The 17,804-nt window shown below is 39.3% G+C and carries 18 protein-coding genes; 11 read left to right on the top strand and 7 right to left on the bottom strand.

The window, feature by feature from the left end; all coding sequences use genetic code 11:
• Positions 1-954: a DUF7490 domain-containing protein gene (locus J2746_RS03095; protein ID WP_209616098.1), complete on the top strand. Its 954-nt coding sequence runs from the start codon at positions 1-3 to the stop codon at positions 952-954.
• 86 nt (positions 955-1,040) lie between these two features.
• On the opposite strand, the gene J2746_RS03090 is transcribed toward J2746_RS03095, so the two are convergent.
• The 4 genes from J2746_RS03090 to J2746_RS03075 all read right to left on the bottom strand — a co-directional run bounded on the left by J2746_RS03090 (position 1,041) and on the right by J2746_RS03075 (position 3,699).
• Positions 1,041-1,634, bottom strand: a complete 594-nt coding sequence (locus tag J2746_RS03090; RefSeq protein WP_209616095.1) for a Maf family nucleotide pyrophosphatase — start codon at positions 1,632-1,634, stop codon at positions 1,041-1,043.
• A gap of 114 nt (positions 1,635-1,748) precedes the next feature.
• The gene (locus J2746_RS03085) at positions 1,749-2,834 is read right to left on the bottom strand and encodes a DUF7544 domain-containing protein (RefSeq protein ID WP_209616077.1); all 1,086 of its coding nucleotides are present in this window, start codon (positions 2,832-2,834) and stop codon (positions 1,749-1,751) included.
• 56 nt (positions 2,835-2,890) lie between these two features.
• A complete protein-coding gene (locus J2746_RS03080; RefSeq protein ID WP_209616074.1) occupies positions 2,891-3,292 on the bottom strand; it encodes a tetratricopeptide repeat protein in 402 nt (133 codons plus the stop codon).
• An 89-nt stretch (positions 3,293-3,381) separates the two neighbouring features.
• On the bottom strand, positions 3,382-3,699 hold the full coding sequence (locus J2746_RS03075) for a cobalamin B12-binding domain-containing protein (RefSeq protein WP_209616071.1): 318 nt from the start codon (positions 3,697-3,699) through the stop codon (positions 3,382-3,384).
• Positions 3,700-4,014: 315 nt separating this feature from the next.
• On the opposite strand from J2746_RS03075, the gene J2746_RS03070 reads away from it, so the two are divergent.
• From J2746_RS03070 to J2746_RS03060, 3 genes are read left to right on the top strand one after another with little or no spacing between them, the layout of a single operon-like run.
• Positions 4,015-5,502, top strand: coding sequence for a small ribosomal subunit Rsm22 family protein (locus J2746_RS03070; RefSeq protein ID WP_245249958.1), 1,488 nt, complete (start codon positions 4,015-4,017; stop codon positions 5,500-5,502).
• 35 nt (positions 5,503-5,537) lie between these two features.
• Positions 5,538-8,003, top strand: coding sequence for a U32 family peptidase (locus tag J2746_RS03065; protein WP_209616068.1), 2,466 nt, complete (start codon positions 5,538-5,540; stop codon positions 8,001-8,003).
• A 42-nt stretch (positions 8,004-8,045) separates the two neighbouring features.
• Positions 8,046-8,390 (top strand): hypothetical protein, encoded by a 345-nt coding sequence (locus tag J2746_RS03060; protein WP_209616066.1) that lies wholly within the window; start codon positions 8,046-8,048, stop codon positions 8,388-8,390.
• Positions 8,391-8,407: 17 nt separating this feature from the next.
• On the opposite strand, the gene J2746_RS03055 is transcribed toward J2746_RS03060, so the two are convergent.
• Positions 8,408-9,196, bottom strand: a complete 789-nt coding sequence (locus tag J2746_RS03055; protein WP_209616064.1) for a winged helix-turn-helix domain-containing protein — start codon at positions 9,194-9,196, stop codon at positions 8,408-8,410.
• A gap of 202 nt (positions 9,197-9,398) precedes the next feature.
• Here J2746_RS03055 and pncB point away from each other — a divergent pair, with 202 nt between their 5' ends.
• The 4 genes from pncB (at position 9,399) to J2746_RS03035 (ending at position 14,336) form a co-directional block, all read left to right on the top strand.
• Positions 9,399-10,607: a nicotinate phosphoribosyltransferase gene (gene pncB / locus J2746_RS03050; RefSeq protein WP_209616061.1), complete on the top strand. Its 1,209-nt coding sequence runs from the start codon at positions 9,399-9,401 to the stop codon at positions 10,605-10,607.
• 772 nt (positions 10,608-11,379) lie between these two features.
• The gene (locus J2746_RS03045; protein ID WP_209616059.1) at positions 11,380-12,615 is read left to right on the top strand and encodes an ABC transporter substrate-binding protein; all 1,236 of its coding nucleotides are present in this window, start codon (positions 11,380-11,382) and stop codon (positions 12,613-12,615) included.
• Entirely contained in the window at positions 12,612-13,307 is a 696-nt protein-coding gene (locus J2746_RS03040) for a GTP-binding protein (protein ID WP_209616056.1), read from the top strand. The genes J2746_RS03045 and J2746_RS03040 overlap by 4 nt, the downstream gene beginning before the upstream one ends.
• A gap of 15 nt (positions 13,308-13,322) precedes the next feature.
• Complete coding sequence (locus tag J2746_RS03035) at positions 13,323-14,336, top strand: ATP-binding cassette domain-containing protein (protein ID WP_209616054.1); 1,014 nt, start codon at positions 13,323-13,325, stop codon at positions 14,334-14,336.
• Positions 14,337-14,408: 72 nt separating this feature from the next.
• On the opposite strand, the gene J2746_RS03030 is transcribed toward J2746_RS03035, so the two are convergent.
• Positions 14,409-15,182, bottom strand: coding sequence for a hypothetical protein (locus J2746_RS03030; RefSeq protein ID WP_209616051.1), 774 nt, complete (start codon positions 15,180-15,182; stop codon positions 14,409-14,411).
• A gap of 98 nt (positions 15,183-15,280) precedes the next feature.
• Here J2746_RS03030 and hgcA point away from each other — a divergent pair, with 98 nt between their 5' ends.
• The 3 genes from hgcA to J2746_RS03015 all read left to right on the top strand — a co-directional run bounded on the left by hgcA (position 15,281) and on the right by J2746_RS03015 (position 17,103).
• Positions 15,281-16,360, top strand: a complete 1,080-nt coding sequence (hgcA, locus tag J2746_RS03025; protein WP_245249957.1) for a mercury methylation corrinoid protein HgcA — start codon at positions 15,281-15,283, stop codon at positions 16,358-16,360.
• Positions 16,360-16,653: a mercury methylation ferredoxin HgcB gene (gene hgcB, locus J2746_RS03020; RefSeq protein WP_209616048.1), complete on the top strand. Its 294-nt coding sequence runs from the start codon at positions 16,360-16,362 to the stop codon at positions 16,651-16,653. The genes hgcA and hgcB overlap by 1 nt, the downstream gene beginning before the upstream one ends.
• Positions 16,654-16,896: 243 nt before the next feature.
• Positions 16,897-17,103 carry a TRAM domain-containing RNA chaperone gene (locus J2746_RS03015; protein WP_209616045.1) on the top strand — a complete coding sequence of 69 codons (207 nt, stop codon included), beginning with the start codon at positions 16,897-16,899 and terminating at the stop codon, positions 17,101-17,103.
• 257 nt (positions 17,104-17,360) lie between these two features.
• Here the strand turns inward: J2746_RS03015 and eif1A are convergent, their stop codons facing one another.
• A complete protein-coding gene (eif1A, locus tag J2746_RS03010) occupies positions 17,361-17,696 on the bottom strand; it encodes a translation initiation factor eIF-1A (RefSeq protein ID WP_209616664.1) in 336 nt (111 codons plus the stop codon).
• Between the last annotated feature and the right edge of the window lie 108 nt (positions 17,697-17,804).

Genomic DNA, 17,804 nt, shown 5'->3' with positions numbered 1-17,804 from the left:
ATGAAAGTTATGAACCTTCTGCTTTTCTTTTCCATTTTTGTTTTTTGTGTATCCAGCGGATGCATTAATCAGGATGTAATTGAAGAGACGCCACACCCGAGAATCACCAATATGGATGTGATGTCCACACCGGCCAATGAAGAGTTCGAACTTAAAGTGACAGCTTATATACAGAACCCATTGAACACTGACACCGGTTCACTTTCCCTTAAAGTGAAAGCAAAGGATCCATCTACAAATCTGATCATAGCTGAACATGAAGAAAGTGTTGGCTACCTGAAAGCAAATGAACAATCATACAAGACCATTTCTTTCAATGTGGCAGGAGACGGTGACAAAATTGTACTTATCGAGCTTTTTGAGGATGGCAGTCTTGTAGATGAATCTTCAACCCATGTAAGACTGGTAAGTGAAGTTACAGAAGAAGTACCAAATGTAATACTTACTGACCTTATGATAGAAACCATTCAGGCAACGAACTATGGAGAAGATATTATATTCGAAGCTTCACCTGGACTTTATAATCAGGGAGAAGAAGCGAATAAAATAACGGTTGTTGTTACTGCAATTGTAGACGATTATACAAGATACACAGGCAGTGCGATTGCATCCAACCTGGAGCAGAGTCAGAAAACAAGAGCTACTGTCAGAATGACAGTTCCAGCAGATAAGTCTTACAGTTTCAATGTGGATGTTATTGTGGATGGCGAAGTCACTTCCAGTGCACAAACAACGTCTTCGATAAAACTGCATGACCTTAAACTGGAAACTCCTACAACATACTCACTTGTTGAGTCTTCCTCCCCCATAGCAGAAGAAATGCCTGCTGAAGAAGAAGAAGAATCAGTTGAGGAAACTACAGAAGAAGAGAGTCCTGGATTTGAGACACCACTGTTTGTTGTGGCCATTCTCTGTGCAATGGGAATTCTGAGACGCTGGAAAAAAGATTGCTGATCATTAAGATTGGCTCTCTTTTACTTTTTTATTGAATGATTTTGTTTCCCGCATCATTTAGTTAGTTTTCAACGTATAATTTAGTTTTAGTAGCAATTGTTATCTAAAACATTAATCCCGAATTTCTCAAGCATTTTTGACAATCTGAAAAGCGGAAGTCCGACAACATTATAAAAATCACCTTCGCTCCTTTCAACCAGGATTGCACCTTTTCCCTGAATTGCAAACGCACCGGCTTTTCCTTCAGTTTCACCAGTATCGATATATTTTCTGATAAAAGAATCTGACATTTCACGCATCCATATGTCTGTTACCTCATGTTCAGTTATCTGTTTCCCGGTAGCAACATCCATCACAGTTATTCCGGAAATTGCCTGTATTTTTTTCCCACGCATCTTCTTAAGCATCTTTGCGGCATCTGCAGCATCGACAGGTTTCCCCATTACATCCCCATCATAAACAACAACAGTATCGGCAGAAATAATAATTCCTTCCTCCATTTTTCCTGCAACATCTGCGGCTTTTTCCCTGGAATGATACATAACCAGATCTGCAGGAGTTAGATCAGCGATTGTTTTTTCATCATATGAACTGATAACTACCTCAAAAACCGGACCAATAAGCATGTTAAGCAGTTCACTTCGTCTTTGTGATGCAGAGGCAAGTATAACCTTTTTCATATCACCAACAAGGCTGGAAAAGAATATCAGTTATCCGGTAAACCGGGATAAATAATAGAAAGAAATAATAGAAAAATAGTTGATGGCAAATATTGTTGCCATCCTTGTATGAAATTATTCATCGGATTTTATTGTCCCTTCAGACAACTGTCCTGTACTGATAGCGTAAAAGACCTGTTGCTCGTCAAACATTGGCATTTTGAGATTATACCATTTTTCCATAAAGCCCAGCATGTGGTATTTCATGAAAACGGAAAATGGCATACTGATCATAGCTGACACGAAGATAAGTAGCAAAATCTGCACTACCAACACTGCTACTACAAGTGACCATAACAACAGTTCAGGCAATATTGCTTTGAGAATAAAGTAAAATGCCAGATCGATCAGTCCCAAAACTAACAGCAATATCACGAGTATTATAAGAGACAAAATACCTGCAATAATAGCAACAACAAGTCCCAGAACAGCGCGTCCTATCCAGTAAATAATTACTTGTTTCCAATCAGTTCTGAATTGTCTGAAAACGCCTCCAAGTGCAGATAAGATACCGGAGTTAGGATACATGGATACGGGAATTGCCATGTTAATGAAAGAACCTAAGATCCCTAAAACAATGACAAGTAGAACAACTGCGGTAATGAACCCAAAGATCATGCCAATTATCGCCAATGCTCCTCCAGAATCGAATCCGCTTTCCCCTATCACAAATATGAAAGGTAACGCCACTATAGCCATAGTTAAAAGAACTAATACCATCAACACAAGGCGCAGGATATAAAGTGATAGACCTTTACCCATATATTTTTTGAAATATTTACGCACTCTGACATTGTTACTTACCAGAGATTCAACAAACACGAATTCCATTACGCTGCCTATGTACCCCAAAATAATAACTAGTACAAAAATGATTGCTAAAATACCCAGTATTAAAGCCATTTCGGAATATGAAGATAAATTGTGAGCAAAATCACTCATAAAATCTGTAAAACCATTGGGAACCCAGGAGAAATCCGCATTACCTGAAGATGAATCAAAAGAACTACCGTTTCCTCCACTGTTGAAACTTCCTATTCCACCAATAAAAAGAACTATAATTGCAAGTTTCAGCCATTTCATGAAATCTAAAGGCTCAAAAAGACATGTACGTGTTCTTTCAATAGCCCTGTCAACCGCATCTATTACATACCAGCTCATGTAAATAAATAGAAAGGGTTTGCATAAATAACTGATGATTTGAATAAGTTGAGGACTCAGTTGAAAAACGAATTTAACTTTCTGTTGTTCAAAGCTCCTATTATAGTAGCTTTCAACATGAGAAAACCATCGTCATCAGGATAATAGCTTATTGCCATATCAAGTATTTCCAGTGACTTCTCAGGCATTGATGCGTGCAAATATGCATCTGCAAAAGTGATAAGAACCTTTTTAGAGAATGGATCAATAGACAGAGCTTCTTCCAGTAGATCAATTCCCTTTTCGTAATCACCTTTAAGACAATAAGCAAGACCTTTCATGGAAAGGGCTTCTTCAGCATCCGGTTTTTCTTCAAGGATCATATCAAGACATGATATAGCCTCTTCATAGTTTCCGTCAGCTATCAGTATGTCCGACTTTCGCATCAGAAGACTTTCGTCTATGGAAGAACTTCCCATAATAAAAAATGGATGTTTATCACTAATAAATATTTCAGTCCGAATAAATCAAAATAAATTTGAGCATAAGGCAGGATCGGAGTTCTGCCTTATGCACTCATGGCTATATTACCGAACATTTTCAGGTCGAATTGTTTTTCATTTGCACAGCATTTGAGAAGGGAAATACCCTTTTCCATTATTCTGGAGGCGGCGAATATATGCAAAAGAGGGATGTCACCCTTCTCATATCTGTCACCCATTTCTTTCATTCCTTCAATAAATCCAAGTTCAATAAGATCGACAGGATCCATGCCGGCATCAACCGCTTCCCTGACGGCAGATTCAGCCTCGTTACTATCGAAATTCAAGATAGATTCCCGTGCCCTATCCAGTATTTTCTGGAACATTGGTTTTTCAGATTTCATTTAAACAATCCTTTGTTGATAATTTATCTCTCGTCCAAAGAGACCTTCTCAATAATGGTTGCCATGATTTTTGGATATAATCCAATTTAATTGTTTTAAGACAACTGAATTTGATTACAACCATATACTATTTAAAACTCACGCCTATAGCATAATATATAGAAGCTAATGAGGTAATACAACTCGAATACATATAATTTCAGTAAAGTATCAATCAATCAATCAATCAAAATTATCCATCAATCACTTATCAATCACCTATTAATCAACTATCAATCACCATATTTATCATGGGGAACAAGCTATGAACTCATAATGTCAGACAGGGAGATCATATCCACATTCAAGTATGTTTCACGTATGAAAAAGGAATTCATGTTATCGGAATTGAAAAATTATCTGAAAGAAGAGGCTTCGGTCCGGGAGATCTACAGAGCTATCAGACCTCTGCATTTTGATCTTGGTGTCGACATTATAGAAGAAAAAGATGATTACCGTATTCTTCGTTCACCATCCGGAAAACAAATGAATCTGAGCGAGGAGGATATGAGGAAAAATGACCTTTTCTTTAAGTCTCCTGCTGTGTCCAGAAAACTTGAGCGCCTCATTGAGAAATACATTGAGAAGAAGACCAGTAAAGAATGGGATGATCCGCAGATACTTGAAAAAATAAGAAAAGCCATAAGAGTGCAGAAAAACAGTTACTGGAAAGAAGGCAGTGGCAGGAAGATCAGCTATGAAAAAGGGTACAGCATACTTGGCTATCTGGCATACCAGTTTCCTGTGTATTTCGTGCAATTCCAGTATTTATTCTATGAAATGGCAAAGGACGGTCTGCTCAAGACCCGCATAAAAATACTTGATGTCGGTAGTGGTCCCGGCACTATACCCCTGGCTATTATTGATATTTATAACCGGCTCGAAGATTACAGAGCTGAAATACATTCTGTTGAAATATTCGATGAAAATATAGAAGCCTACAATTTCCTGGTTCCGGAGTATGCTTCATTCAAATCAAATGTTACTGTGGAAGAACCAATCCGAAACGACATCTCAAAGCTCGATATTGAAAACTTACCTGATAAAATAGATCTCATGGTTTTTTCCAATGTTCTCAACGAGGTCAAAGACCTGAATCTCCGGGAAAAGACCGAGCTTATCATAAAAATGTCTGAAAAACTTACAGAAAATGGCAGTATCATTATAATAGAACCTGCTGACAAAGTAAATTCAACAGGGATGCGCAGACTTAGTATCGAACTAAAGAAAAAAGGCTTGAAGATATACAGTCCATGCACATTCCTGTGGTCAGGAGAATGTACTCTTAAAGATTGCTGGAGTTTTGAACATAAAAAGGACATAAAGCCTACAAGACTAATGGAAGCGCTTTCCCAGTGTGACGAACCATATCGCTACATTAATACTGACATCAAATATTCCTATGTCATACTTAGAAAGGACAAGCTTGCAAAGCACTTTATGGAGTTTCCTGCAAAATCAAAGTTTGCCCGTTTATCACATATCTCGAAGCATAACAAAAAGCACATCAATGTAGCATGCTCGGTTATGTCAGAAGATCTCGGGGATGAAAAATATAAACTTTACAGGATATGTGACGGAACTTCTAAAAAGGCAGTTTATGCTGTGATCCCATCGCACAACCTTTCTGAGCATAATGAAGCCCTTACAAAAGCCCGATATGGAAGTATAATCAAAATATACAATGTGCTTGTCAAATACAATGAAGCAAATGATTCATATAATCTGCTCGTAGGAAAAGGGACTGTTATTGAATCAGAATAAATTACAGGAACAATCCATAAAACCTAACGATCTGCATGTACATTAAGACCTATTCAGAATGCACACCACCGGAAGTACTGGCCCCCGCCGGTGATCCTGACGCTTTGAGAGCTGCTATTAAAGGTGGAGCTGATGCCGTTTATCTTGGCGTGGGAGAGTTCAACGCACGTCAGGGTGCTAAGAATTTTGAAATTGACGAGCTCAGGGAGAACATAGAACTTGCACATTCATACGGAGTCAAGGTTTTCCTGGCGCTGAATATTCCCCTGAAGCAGGATGAGATGCAATCGGCTATTGATGTTGTTCACAAAGCCTATTCTTATAAGATAGATGCTATTATTCTCGAGGACCTCGGACTTTTCTTCCTTTTGAAAAAACACTTCCCTGACCTGCCACTGCATGCAAGCACTCAGATGACAATTCACAATCCACAGGGAGTTGATTTCATTGGCAACGCAGGAGCTTCAAGGGTCATTCTCTCAAGGGAGCTTACAACAGACCAGGTCAAAAGTATAATTGACAGGACGAACATTGAAATTGAATTGTTTGTTCATGGTGCTCTTTGTTATTCATTTTCAGGAAGATGTCTTTTCAGTACAGCGATCACAGACAGGAGCGCAAACCGTGGAGCATGTTTCCAGCCATGCAGAAGACCTTATAAAATGTCAATTGATGGTGAGATAATTGACAGTGAGATCGTCGGGGAGTACCCAATAAGCTGTGCAGAACTTTGCACCTTCCCGGGTCTTGCAGACATAATAAAGACCGGTGTTAAAAGTCTTAAGATCGAAGGCAGGATGAAAAAACCCGAATATGTAACAGCAAGTGCCAGAACCTACAAAGCTGTTGCCGAAAAGATTTGCAAAACAGGAGAGAACTTCAGTGATGAAGAACTGGAGGAAATGGAAACTGAGCTTGCAAAATTGTTCTATCGGGGATTTACCAGAGGTTTTGTACTTGGTGAGAAAGACGTAACCCAGCGAAAATACAGCGCAAATTACGGAGCCTATCTTGGAAAAGTGACAGACATTGTCAAATCCAGAGAAGAAGGAAGACTTACTATTGTACCGGAGCAGGATATCAAAGTTAATGACGGGATCAGCATAAACACGAAGATCAGGATAATCGGCTGCCGGATAGATGGAATTCTTGTTGATGATAAGCCCGTGGAAATCGCACATAAAGGCGAAACAGCAACCCTGCTGATAAGTCCCAAAACAAGCAAATCTGTAAGGAAATCTGACGAAGTATACGTGTCCATGGACCCGCAGATGCTTGAAAGGTTGCAGAACATGGAGTTAATGACAACTCCTCTTACTATAACCATCCATGCACGTAAAGGAGAAAAACTGAAGGTCGAAGTTGAAAGCTACAATCTGAAAACTGAAGCAATCGGAGATTACGTTGTGGAGGAAGCTAAGAAAGCTCCTACCGACAGAGAACAAATAATAACAACTCTTGCCAAACTCGGTGATACAACTTTCCACGCAGAAGATATAATTCTGGATATTGATGACAATATCTTTATTCCACTCGGAGTGCTTTCCAGTACCAGAAGAGAAGCTGTTGACGAGCTTTTCGAATCCAGGTTCCAGATGCATGGACGTAACCGTCCATGTCCTGATGTTTCAGCTGATCTCAGCCACAAAAAGAAAAGAAAAAAAAAGAACTTGCCACTGCTGAGTGTTGAAGTTGCAGATATAGACTCGGTCATTGCTGCATCCAAATTCGGTGCTGACATAATTTATGCTCCCATCAGGCTCTTTGATGAAATGATGAACGAGGAAAATATCCTCAGAACAACCGGACTGAAAGAGAAGAACATCGAACTGGTTTTAATGACACCGGCAATCAGTTTTGAAGAAGAAATGCCTGAAGTTAAAAGATTGATGCAAAAGGTTATTGGTGCAGGATTCAAAGTTGCATGTTCCAATTACGGAACTATCCAGCTTGCAAATGAACTTGGAACTGAATTTGTAGCACAGAAAGAGTTCAATCCTTTCAATGCATGGACCTTGAATGCATTTAGCAATTCAGGAGCTTATCGCGTTACCCTTTCAACTGAACTCAATCTTAAGGAAACAAAAAGTGTTTGCAGGAATATAAATCCTGATATTCAGGTGGAAATCATGGTTTACGGACGTGAACTTCTTCTTGAGACAAAGAACGACCTGCTGGGACCACTTTTCAAAGACGGTACGATCAATGAGAATAGTGAAGTGTTGCTTATTGACAATACCAAGGGTTCGTTCCCGGTCAAAAGAAGAAATGAGCGTACTCTCATTTACAATTCTACTGTTCTGGATCTGATGGACAATATTGATAAGTTAACAGAAACAGGTGCAGATGTGCTGAGACTTGATCTTTCCCTCTACGGCAGAGATAATGTAAAAGATATTACACGCAATTTCAGAAGGGCACTTGAAGGAAAACAGATCAAATTGAAGAACACCATCGATGAGGAGTATGATCAGGGACATTATTTCAAAGGTGTTCTGTAAATACATATCAAAACACAATTAAAAAACTATCAGGTAATTACCATGGCAAGAGAACTTTCCCCAAAAGACATAGCAGTATTGAAAAAGGTAGCTCCGGAATGTGAGGGACTGGAATGTGCAGGATCAAAGGCACCATACAGGTCAATACTTCCTCCCCTTTCAAATCACTATGCGAAAAATGAAGATGATTTCAGGAACAGAATATCTGCTCTTGATACTGACGACCTGGAATATCTTCTGTCACTTATAAAGACCGGGGAAGAAAGCCTCGGATGCGTTCAACCCCATTATATGACTATTGTTCTTGAAATAATAGCTGAAAAGCTTGGAAAAGAAAAGGCTCAGGAAGTTATGGCAATTTACACAAAATGGAAGGAGTGCGATTGAAGCTAAAAATAACTTAGCTAAATACTGTTGAGCTTCTCAATAAGCTCAGCCATTCCTTTTAGTGTCATGTGGCCTTTTCTTGTTATCATATAATCTCCACGTTCACTTCTCTGGAGTATCAGGCCTGTGTCAAGAAGTTTTTGAATATGGAACAGAAGATTGCCGCCTCTTAAACCTGTACTTTTTGATATGTCTGAAAAACTCCGGGTTGAGAAGTTCAGCAAACGGAGTATGGCAAGACGTTGTTTATTGGCAAGGGGCTCACATATCTGGCTTACTATATCATCCGATACTTCTTTTATATCTATGGTACCCATAGATGATTGTTCTTCTGAGGCTGAGACATTGAACGAGCGTATGAGGTCCATTTGTTTATCGAAGATTTGAGAGGCAGTTTCAATGCATGAATCACAATTTTCAAAAGCTGCTTTTTCTTTTAGCTCATTGAACCTGTTCCTGAATTCAGCCAATGAGTCCTCATTAACCTTATTCTCCAGCAAAAGAAGCGCCATCTCCTGTAGGAGACCGGAAAAAGAAAGTTTGCAAAAAGCACCTTTATCGCATTCATTATCAAAACCCATATTAAGGCTTTCTTTTGTGTCAGCCATCATGTATTGGACCAGTGGTCTGGAGAGGCCGCCTTTCATTTCCATGAAAAGGGCATCGGCATGCCTGTGACCTGAAATCTCAAGTGCCCTGTTGACATCTTTTTTCAGGGATTTGATCTCAGACCTTAGACTCCTGAACTCTTCCAGATAGATGTTGTCTTTGGCAATTTCTCCACTACTGATTATATTGCTGCTCAAGATTGATACTTCCCTTTTGGATAGTACATAATACTATTAGGAAACTATATTAATATGTACCGTCTGGAATTATGGATTATTCTTGAAGAAATAATGAAGAAATGAAGTGAACACAATCAAACATGATATATAGATGGAGAGTGTAGGCTAGTTAGCAGCTTTGCAGCGATTACTTATTACACACTTAAAGGGATGAATCAACTTGATTTGCTCAATACTGGACAACGATCTTTACAAACTGACCATGCAGATGGCAGTTCTTGAGTTATTCCCCCAAGCCTCTGCAGAATATCGATTCACTAACAGGGGAAAACAGCGTTTCACACCTGAGTTTGTGGAAGAACTTAAAAGAATAATCAAAGAAGATATACCCTTACTTCAGCTCACAGATGATGAATACAGGTGGCTCAGGGAAGAATGCCCCTATTTTAAACCCAGTTACGTTGAGTATCTCAAAAACTACCGTTTTGATCCTTCTGAAGTGAGCGTATCACTGAATGAGGAAAATGACCTTGATCTTGTTGTAAAAGGGCCCTGGCACAGCAGTATTCTCTGGGAGATAACCCTCATGGCAACCATTTCAGAGTTGTATTTTGATATGATCGAAACGGACTGGAAAAACTATGATAAAAATACAGGAAAAGGTTACCATGAGCTGCTGAAAGATTACGGCAAGCTAATGGAAAAAATAGGCGTGCAGCTTGAACAGAACAATTGCAGTTTTTCGGAATTCGGAACCCGCAGAAGGCGCAGTTCTGAGATACATGATGTTGCTGTCAGGGTGTTACATAAATGCAAAGCCTTTTCAGGAACAAGCAATGTCTATCTTGCAAAAAAATACGGGGTTAAACCCACAGGAACCATCGGACATGAATGGATAATGGGTAATTCAGCACTAATCGGCATGCGTAATGCCAATCTTTTTGCACTTGAGAAGTGGGTAGATGTTTATAAAGGCAATCTTGGTATCGCACTTTCAGACACTTTTGGTTCAGAGCCTTTTTTCAGGAATTTCAACCTGAAACTTTCCAAGCTGTACGATGGAGTACGTCATGACAGCGGTGACCCGCTTGTGTTTGCAGACAGGGTTATTACGCATTATAAGAAAATGGGCATTGATCCGCTGAGTAAAGTTGTGGTATTCAGTGATTCACTTTCTGCTGCTAATGCCATAGAGATAAAGAAAATGTGCGAAGGACGAATAAACAGCATTTTTGGAATAGGGACCAGTCTTACCAATAATCATGAGTTCTTCCGTGAAAGTCCGCCTTTGAACATGGTAATAAAGCTCCATAGTGTGAACAACATACCTGTTGTGAAACTTAGTGATGATGAAGGAAAAGAGACAGGGGATAAGGATGCTTTGCGTGTAGCTAATTACATTTTTGGTCGGAAAGGACTTGACGATTAACAGGACAATGAAAATGAAGTAATTTCCTGAAGGTCATATATCAGATAAAACTGGTCCATTGTGACATGAGTCCCAGTAAGATCATTAAAGAAAAATATACCAGAAATATCAAAAGACCTTTTTTGATTTCGATATAAGTGCTGCTTTTCATTAAGGACTCACCATTACAATATTGGCTTCTGTACTATATATACATTCTGAAATAATAACATGGAAAAATTTAAAAATTGCATAATGCAAGTATTTTTAGTTAGAAGTTAATATGAAATTGGGGCTTGAAAAGAGAGACTTTGTCTCCTGGAATACCTCATGAGATACATCAAAGTTGGTAGTAAAAAGACAATAACCCATCAACAAACACAATCAACTGGCTCATACTCCACTTCTACCTTTATTATAAGATGTAGAATTATATCATCCTTTCGGATATGGTCTGAGGGAAAGAAATGAGACTAAGAAATCTACATCTTACATTATATACGTTTTTATTTTGTGTTTGTTGACTGAAAACCAGTTGTTTTCAATACTACATAAATATATCCACAAATTAATATATCATTATTATGAGGTACATTTCTACAAATGTTCCCCAGTTAACGTACTAACTTTTTACTAATCCATATTTAATAGGAAATAGATTTCTTAGATGATAATACTTATATGTTGTTATTGCTATTTTGATACCTGAGAATTAAAAACAGACCAGAGAAAGCCAGGCTGTACGAACAAAAAATATCAATAAAACACCAAGAGTAGCAGGGAAAGGAATTATATGAAGAAAATTGACGAAACTATGAGTGTATACCAGATTTTGAACGAATATCCCTTTTTACTGAAACTATTCAAACAGCATGGAATGGAGAAATTTGAAAACAAGGAAGTTCTCGAAAAGCTCGGACCTCTGCTTAAATTAAAAACTGCCCTTTCAATGGTATCGATAAATAAGGAATCGTTCATTGAACTTCTTAATCAGGCAGTGACAGACAATGAATCAAGAGGGGATTTCACACTTGCTGATTCTCCTGAAAGGCAAAAGGAGCTAACACTCCTTGCGCTTTTACCATGTGGAATGAAGATGCCTTTTAACAGGGCACTTGATGCATTTTCGGCTGGATACAGCAAACAGACCGGTAATGTGCTCCATTCTCTTGTGGAAGGCAATGTCAATCATGAGCTTTCATATTATGCATATATGGATTCGGTCACATCCATAGAAGAACTACCGGACATAATCATCAGTTCGGACATTAACAGTTTCTACCACAAACCCTTCCAGGAGAATTTCCTCAAACATGAATATTTCGTTGATCTTGGTTCATCGCCCATGAACGGTGATTTTGCAGAAATTGATTTTGCAGATCCGCAGGGTCAGTTTACCATGCTCTCCGGAAACCTTCTCGTACTGGTTACAATAGATGAACTCATGGAAGGACAATCAAAACCAGATTCATGGGGAGATATCCTGAAAGATGATTTCAGGAACAAGGTTGTTATGAGAGGACAGAAAGGCTTTTTCTGTAACGGAGTATTACTTCCTTTCTACCAGATGTACGGTAATGAGGGTATCAAAAAACTCGCATCATCAGTATATATGGGACTACACCCATCCCAGATGGTAAAAATGATAGACAGCAAGAAGGATGATGTGCCTCCAATTTTCATCATGCCACATTTTTTTACCCGGAAGATCAAGGACAAATCCCGTGTAACAATAACAATACCTTCACAAGGAGCCATCGTAAGTCCTGTACAGATGCTGGTTAAAAAGGATGCAACTGAAAGAGTTAAGGAAATCACAGATTTCCTCTGTGGAGTGGAGTTCGGTAAAATATCTGCAAATGCATACTTCCCCACAACAAATCCAGAAGTTAATAACAAGCTCGAAGATGTCGATTCACTTTACTGGCTCGGATGGGATTTCCTGCTGAATAATGATATCGGTGCTCTGAAAAAGGACATAGCAGAGATATTCAACAAGCAGTTCATGACAACCGGAGGTGTCGTTTGAGACTTGTTACGGTAGCAGGTCCTCCATCGTCTGGAAAAACCAGTGTAATTGTCAAAACCATTGAAGAGCTCAGGAACAAAGGCTTCAAGGTAGGTGTGGTTAAATTTGACTGCCTGTCGGCCCAGGACGAAGAAGTCTATTCTGCTTACAGTATTCAGGTCAGGACCGGCCTTTCAGGAGGACTCTGTCCAGATCATTTCTTTGTCAGCAATATAGAGGAAGCTCTTAGCTGGGCCAAGGAGAAACAATTCGATTTCCTCATTACAGAGAGTGCCGGTCTCTGTAACCGTTGTTCACCGCATATCAAGGACATCCTGGCTATCTGTGTCATTGATAACCTGAGTGGTGTTAACACACCGAAAAAGATTGGACCGATGTTAAAGCTTGCTGACATTGTTGTCATTACCAAAGGAGATATCGTATCCCAGGCCGAACGTGAGGTGTTTGCGTACAGGGTCAGGCAGGTCAATCCCGGAGGAATGATCGTTCATATCAATGGTGTTACAGGACAGGGTAGTTTCTACCTTGCAAAAATAGTGGAGCAATGCTCTTCAGTTGAAACTCTCCAGGGTGAAACGCTCAGATTTACAATGCCTGGAGCCCTGTGTTCATATTGTCTTGGAGAGAGAAAGATTGGTGATGACAGGCAAATAGGTGTTTCAAAACTTGTGAATTTCAGAGGAGAAGATTAGAAGGAGAGTACCTGAATGAGGACAGATATGCTTCACAAGACAATAAATGAGCTTATGGAAATGATGCCATGGATAGAGGATTACTTCTCTTCGTTCTCCATTGACCCTGAAAAACTTGGTGACAGCAAGCTGGAAGAACTTGGAACGATTCTTGGTGAGAACTATTTCGAGGAGAACGGAGGCAGTTATAACACTTTTATTGATGGATTCTTCCTGTTCATTGAACAGGTCAGGGCTCTTCAGCAGGATAGTGGATTCACTGTTAATTCCCTGAAAGTTCTTCCCGGAAAAAATAAGAACGGAGAAAAAGAGACTTTTTCAGTTGAATTGAAAAAAGGAGAGGTAACAGCAATTGTCGGTCCCACAGGGTCAGGTAAATCCCGTCTGCTTGCTGATATTGAATCCCTGGCACAGGAAGATACACCTACAGGAAGACGAATACTGATCGATGGTCGCTCTCCCGGTGATGAGGAACGTTTCTCAACTGAAGGACGCTTCATTGCACAACTTTCCCAGAACATGAATTTCGTCATGGATCTCAGTGTAGAGGATTTTTTGACATTGCATGCTGAAAGCCGTATGGTTGATGAGGTTTCCCACATTGTCCGGAAGATATACGATACTGCAAATATCCTTGCAGGCGAACCTTTCAGCATGGAAACGCCGGTTACCGAACTCTCAGGAGGACAGTCAAGAGCACTGATGATAGCAGACACAGCACTTCTAAGCCCTGCATCCGTTGTACTTATAGATGAAATAGAGAATGCCGGTGTTGACAAAGTAAAATCCCTTGAACTTCTGGTAAGTAATAACAAGATCGTCCTTATCAGCACTCATGACCCGCTTCTTGCACTGTCGGCTGACCAGCGTATTGTCATTAAGAATGGTGGAATCTCAAAACTCCTGAAGACCACAGATGATGAGAAAACGCATCTGGAAAGCCTTGAGAAAATCGATAGGAAGATCACACTTATGAGAGATCAGTTGAGGACCGGGGAAGAGATTGATTTGAGTGATTTGGTGATGTAGGTATGGTTGAGAAATAAACATCGCCAGAATTGTCAACTAAATAAGGAAAAAGAAAAGTTTAATATTAGAAAATTAATCAAGCTTTTCTTCTATTATTTGTGCAATTCTGATTGCTTCTTCTATACTTTTATCTTCCTCACCATTAGTAACAATCTCTACAACTTCATGATTAGAAGTATAAAATCTCAATGTAGTAATTGATACATCTTTTGATGTTGGTTCCGTGAAATAAAAACAATCCACTCCAATGTTACAAGTTCCATATTTCCAACCTTCTATAGATGAATCATCATCTTCTTCAAATCTGTTCCTTAAAGGATTTATGAGTCCATCAAATCCATCTTCCGAATCATATTTGAATAAAGTTATGGATGTAACCTTTAATGAACCGGAGGAAGATGAGTTCTCCAACCATCCAGAATATTCTCCAACATTGCGCATATCCACAGGTAAATTATCTGTGAGATATGTTTCTGGTCTTGCCCCTACATAAAAAGAGTCAGTTTTTAGTACTGCAAAAATTCGATACTCAAGGAAAACAAGTTCAGGAACATCAATGGGTTCAATTATCAAATCAGGAAAGGAAATAAATTCAGAATCTGGTTCTAGAGGCATTGAATCATCAGCTATTTTAGTGGATTCTGAATCTGATTCTACAGTAAATGAATCTATAGAAGAGTTTTCATCGGACATTCCTGTAGTATTTCCATCTTCATTACCTACGCAACCTGATAAAAGTAGGCATCCAATCATTATACAAATAACTAGGATTTTTTTCACACCAACAACCTCATGATTTTTCTTAATATGAATACATACAACTTTATATGTATTTGTTATTTTCATTCAGGTTTGAAGTTTTAATCAATAAATATAAGTGCAGCTTCTCACCATACTACTAATTGTTCAAATCTTTTTGAAATAGCACATTACAAGGCGAAAACATGGACAACACCAGAGATACAGGTTCATGCTGCAAACCTGATAGTAAAGCGGATACAGATCAGTTCATTCAGATGATAGGTCTGGACAAAAACAGCCCTGCACCGGTAATCCGTGAAACAACAAGTACGTTAACATTCAATGACAGGTTTGACCATTTCCTTGCACGCTGGGGAGTAAAGCGTTCAGGACACAAAGTAAAACCCGGCATCTACAAACTTGGCACTCCCAATACTGACTCTCCTGTCTTTGTATCAGCTAACTATACACTGAGTTTCGATGCACTTCGAAGTTCACTGAAAAATATCGACTGTTATATTCTTGTAATTGATACAAAAGGTATCAATGTCTGGTGTGCTGCTGGCAAGGGAACATTTGGCACTGATGAGATAGTATATCGCATCAGGTGGTCAGGGCTCGATAAGATAGTCAACCATCGTAACCTCATATTGCCACAGCTTGGTGCACCTGGTGTTTCTGCACACGAAGTAAAACGCAGGTCAGGATTTAAGGTAGAATACGGACCTGTACGTGCAGAAGACCTGCCGGAATATCTCAGGAACTACACCGCAACACATGATATGAGGAAGATCAGGTTCACTTTCCGTGACCGGTTGGTACTGACACCAATAGAGTTCATCCATGTCATCAAACCGACTTTTATCGCTGCAATAATCCTCTACCTGTTGTCCGGTCCCTTTGCAGCGATTCTGGCAATCGTAACAGCATTTGCAGGAACAGTTTTGTTCCCTGTTCTGCTGCCTTACCTGCCTGCACATGACCTCAGTATCAAGGGAATTGTTTTAGGATGGCTTATAGCATTGCCTTTTGGGATATTCCATGCAGCAAATACTAACATGCCCCTCTGGAAGGAGATACTGGTATTGATGGCAATGTTTCTGATAGTACCGGCAGTTACAGGATATCTTGCTCTTAACTTTACAGGTTGCACAACCTATACATCAAGGACCGGTGTTAAGAAAGAGATATTCAGATATGTGCCCTATATGGCATTGAAAGCGGGCATAGGAATGCTTTGCCTAATCATTCTTGGAATCATACACCTGATGGAGATGATCTGATGTTGAATTCATATATTGAAAATACGCTTCAATTCTATCAAGAGAAATGCATCAACTGCCTAATTTGTACGCAGGTCTGTCCCCATGGAGTGTTCACAGAAGGAAAAGAACACGTAGAACTCACTAAACCCTCAGCATGCATGGAATGTGGAGCTTGTGCAGTCAATTGCCCTGTTGAAGCAATCGATGTCCAGAGTGGTGTTGGCTGTGCCTGGGCAATGATAGGTGCAGCCCTGAAAGGCAAAGATATGGATAGCGATGCATGCTGCTGTGGTGAAGATGGATGTTGCTAATGACAGTCTAAAAAGTATTAATAAAAAGAATAAGGTTTTCAAAAACAGAAAGCACCGAAGAAGAAAGAATCGTGCATAATCCTTTTATAGAAACAAACCTATGATAGAGTGCTTTAAAATAAGGTTGTTTTGCTAAACGTAGAGGCACTAATGTCATTTACTTAAATTGTAGATTACTATTTTGCATTATGTTTTCAGCTTACTCTTATATTTTAGGCTAAATTAAAAAGACGTGAATTTAAAATGTTTAACAGAGAAGAATCAACAGCGCCAGTAGATGCAGGCGAGACATACGACGTAACAATTGAAGATATCGCAAGAGAAGGCGACGGAATTGCAAGAGTAAGCGGTTTTGTAATCTTCGTACCAGGCACATCAGTCGGTGACGAAGTAACCATCAAGGTAACAAAAGTTCTGAGAAAGTTCGCATTCGGCGAAGTCGCAGAATAAACACCTATCTTCTTATTGAAGTATCATCTACGATACTTCAACTTTTTTTCAAAACTTAGATTTGAGTTTTTTTAAACTATTTTACTTATACAGCATATTTTACATTTAGTTCATAACCATGACCTTCGGTCAGGAACATTCAGAAATATAAAGGAAGTATAAAAACTACGTAGAATGTAATTTCAATTTGTGGTTAAACTCTAAGTTTAAATTAAAAATAGGTTTTAGAAAAGATGAATTTTGGAATTCATCTCATCTTACTTAAGGAAACCTTTACGATCCAACCAGTTTACCTGTGGACGTGTGTACTTCCATATGACATCAGCTTTCTCATCCTGGATCTCCCAGGGAGTTGCAATAACGATATCTCCTTCACGTACCCACATTCTCTTCTTCTTGGAACCAGGTATCCTGCCCATACGGACAACTCCGTCCATACACTGCAGTCTTACCCTGTTAGCTCCAAGCAAACTGGAAACCGTTGCCAGAACCTCACCATTCTCTTTACGTGGGGTTCTTACCCTGACAACTTCACCGTCTGTGTTTCCGCCGTTTGCGTTACTTTTCCTTTTTTTACTTCTATAATTAGCCAGATTAATACCTCGATTGTGTAAACTTTTATTCCTGCTTTATTCAAAAAGAACTACATTTCTGATAAATGCTGTCAGCTTTTTCACGGCATCAAAATATCCAATTCAAAT

It is taken from the genome of Methanolobus bombayensis (assembly GCF_017873415.1).
GTDB lineage: Archaea > Halobacteriota > Methanosarcinia > Methanosarcinales > Methanosarcinaceae > Methanolobus > Methanolobus bombayensis.
This window is presented reverse-complemented; position numbering and strand designations above follow the sequence as displayed.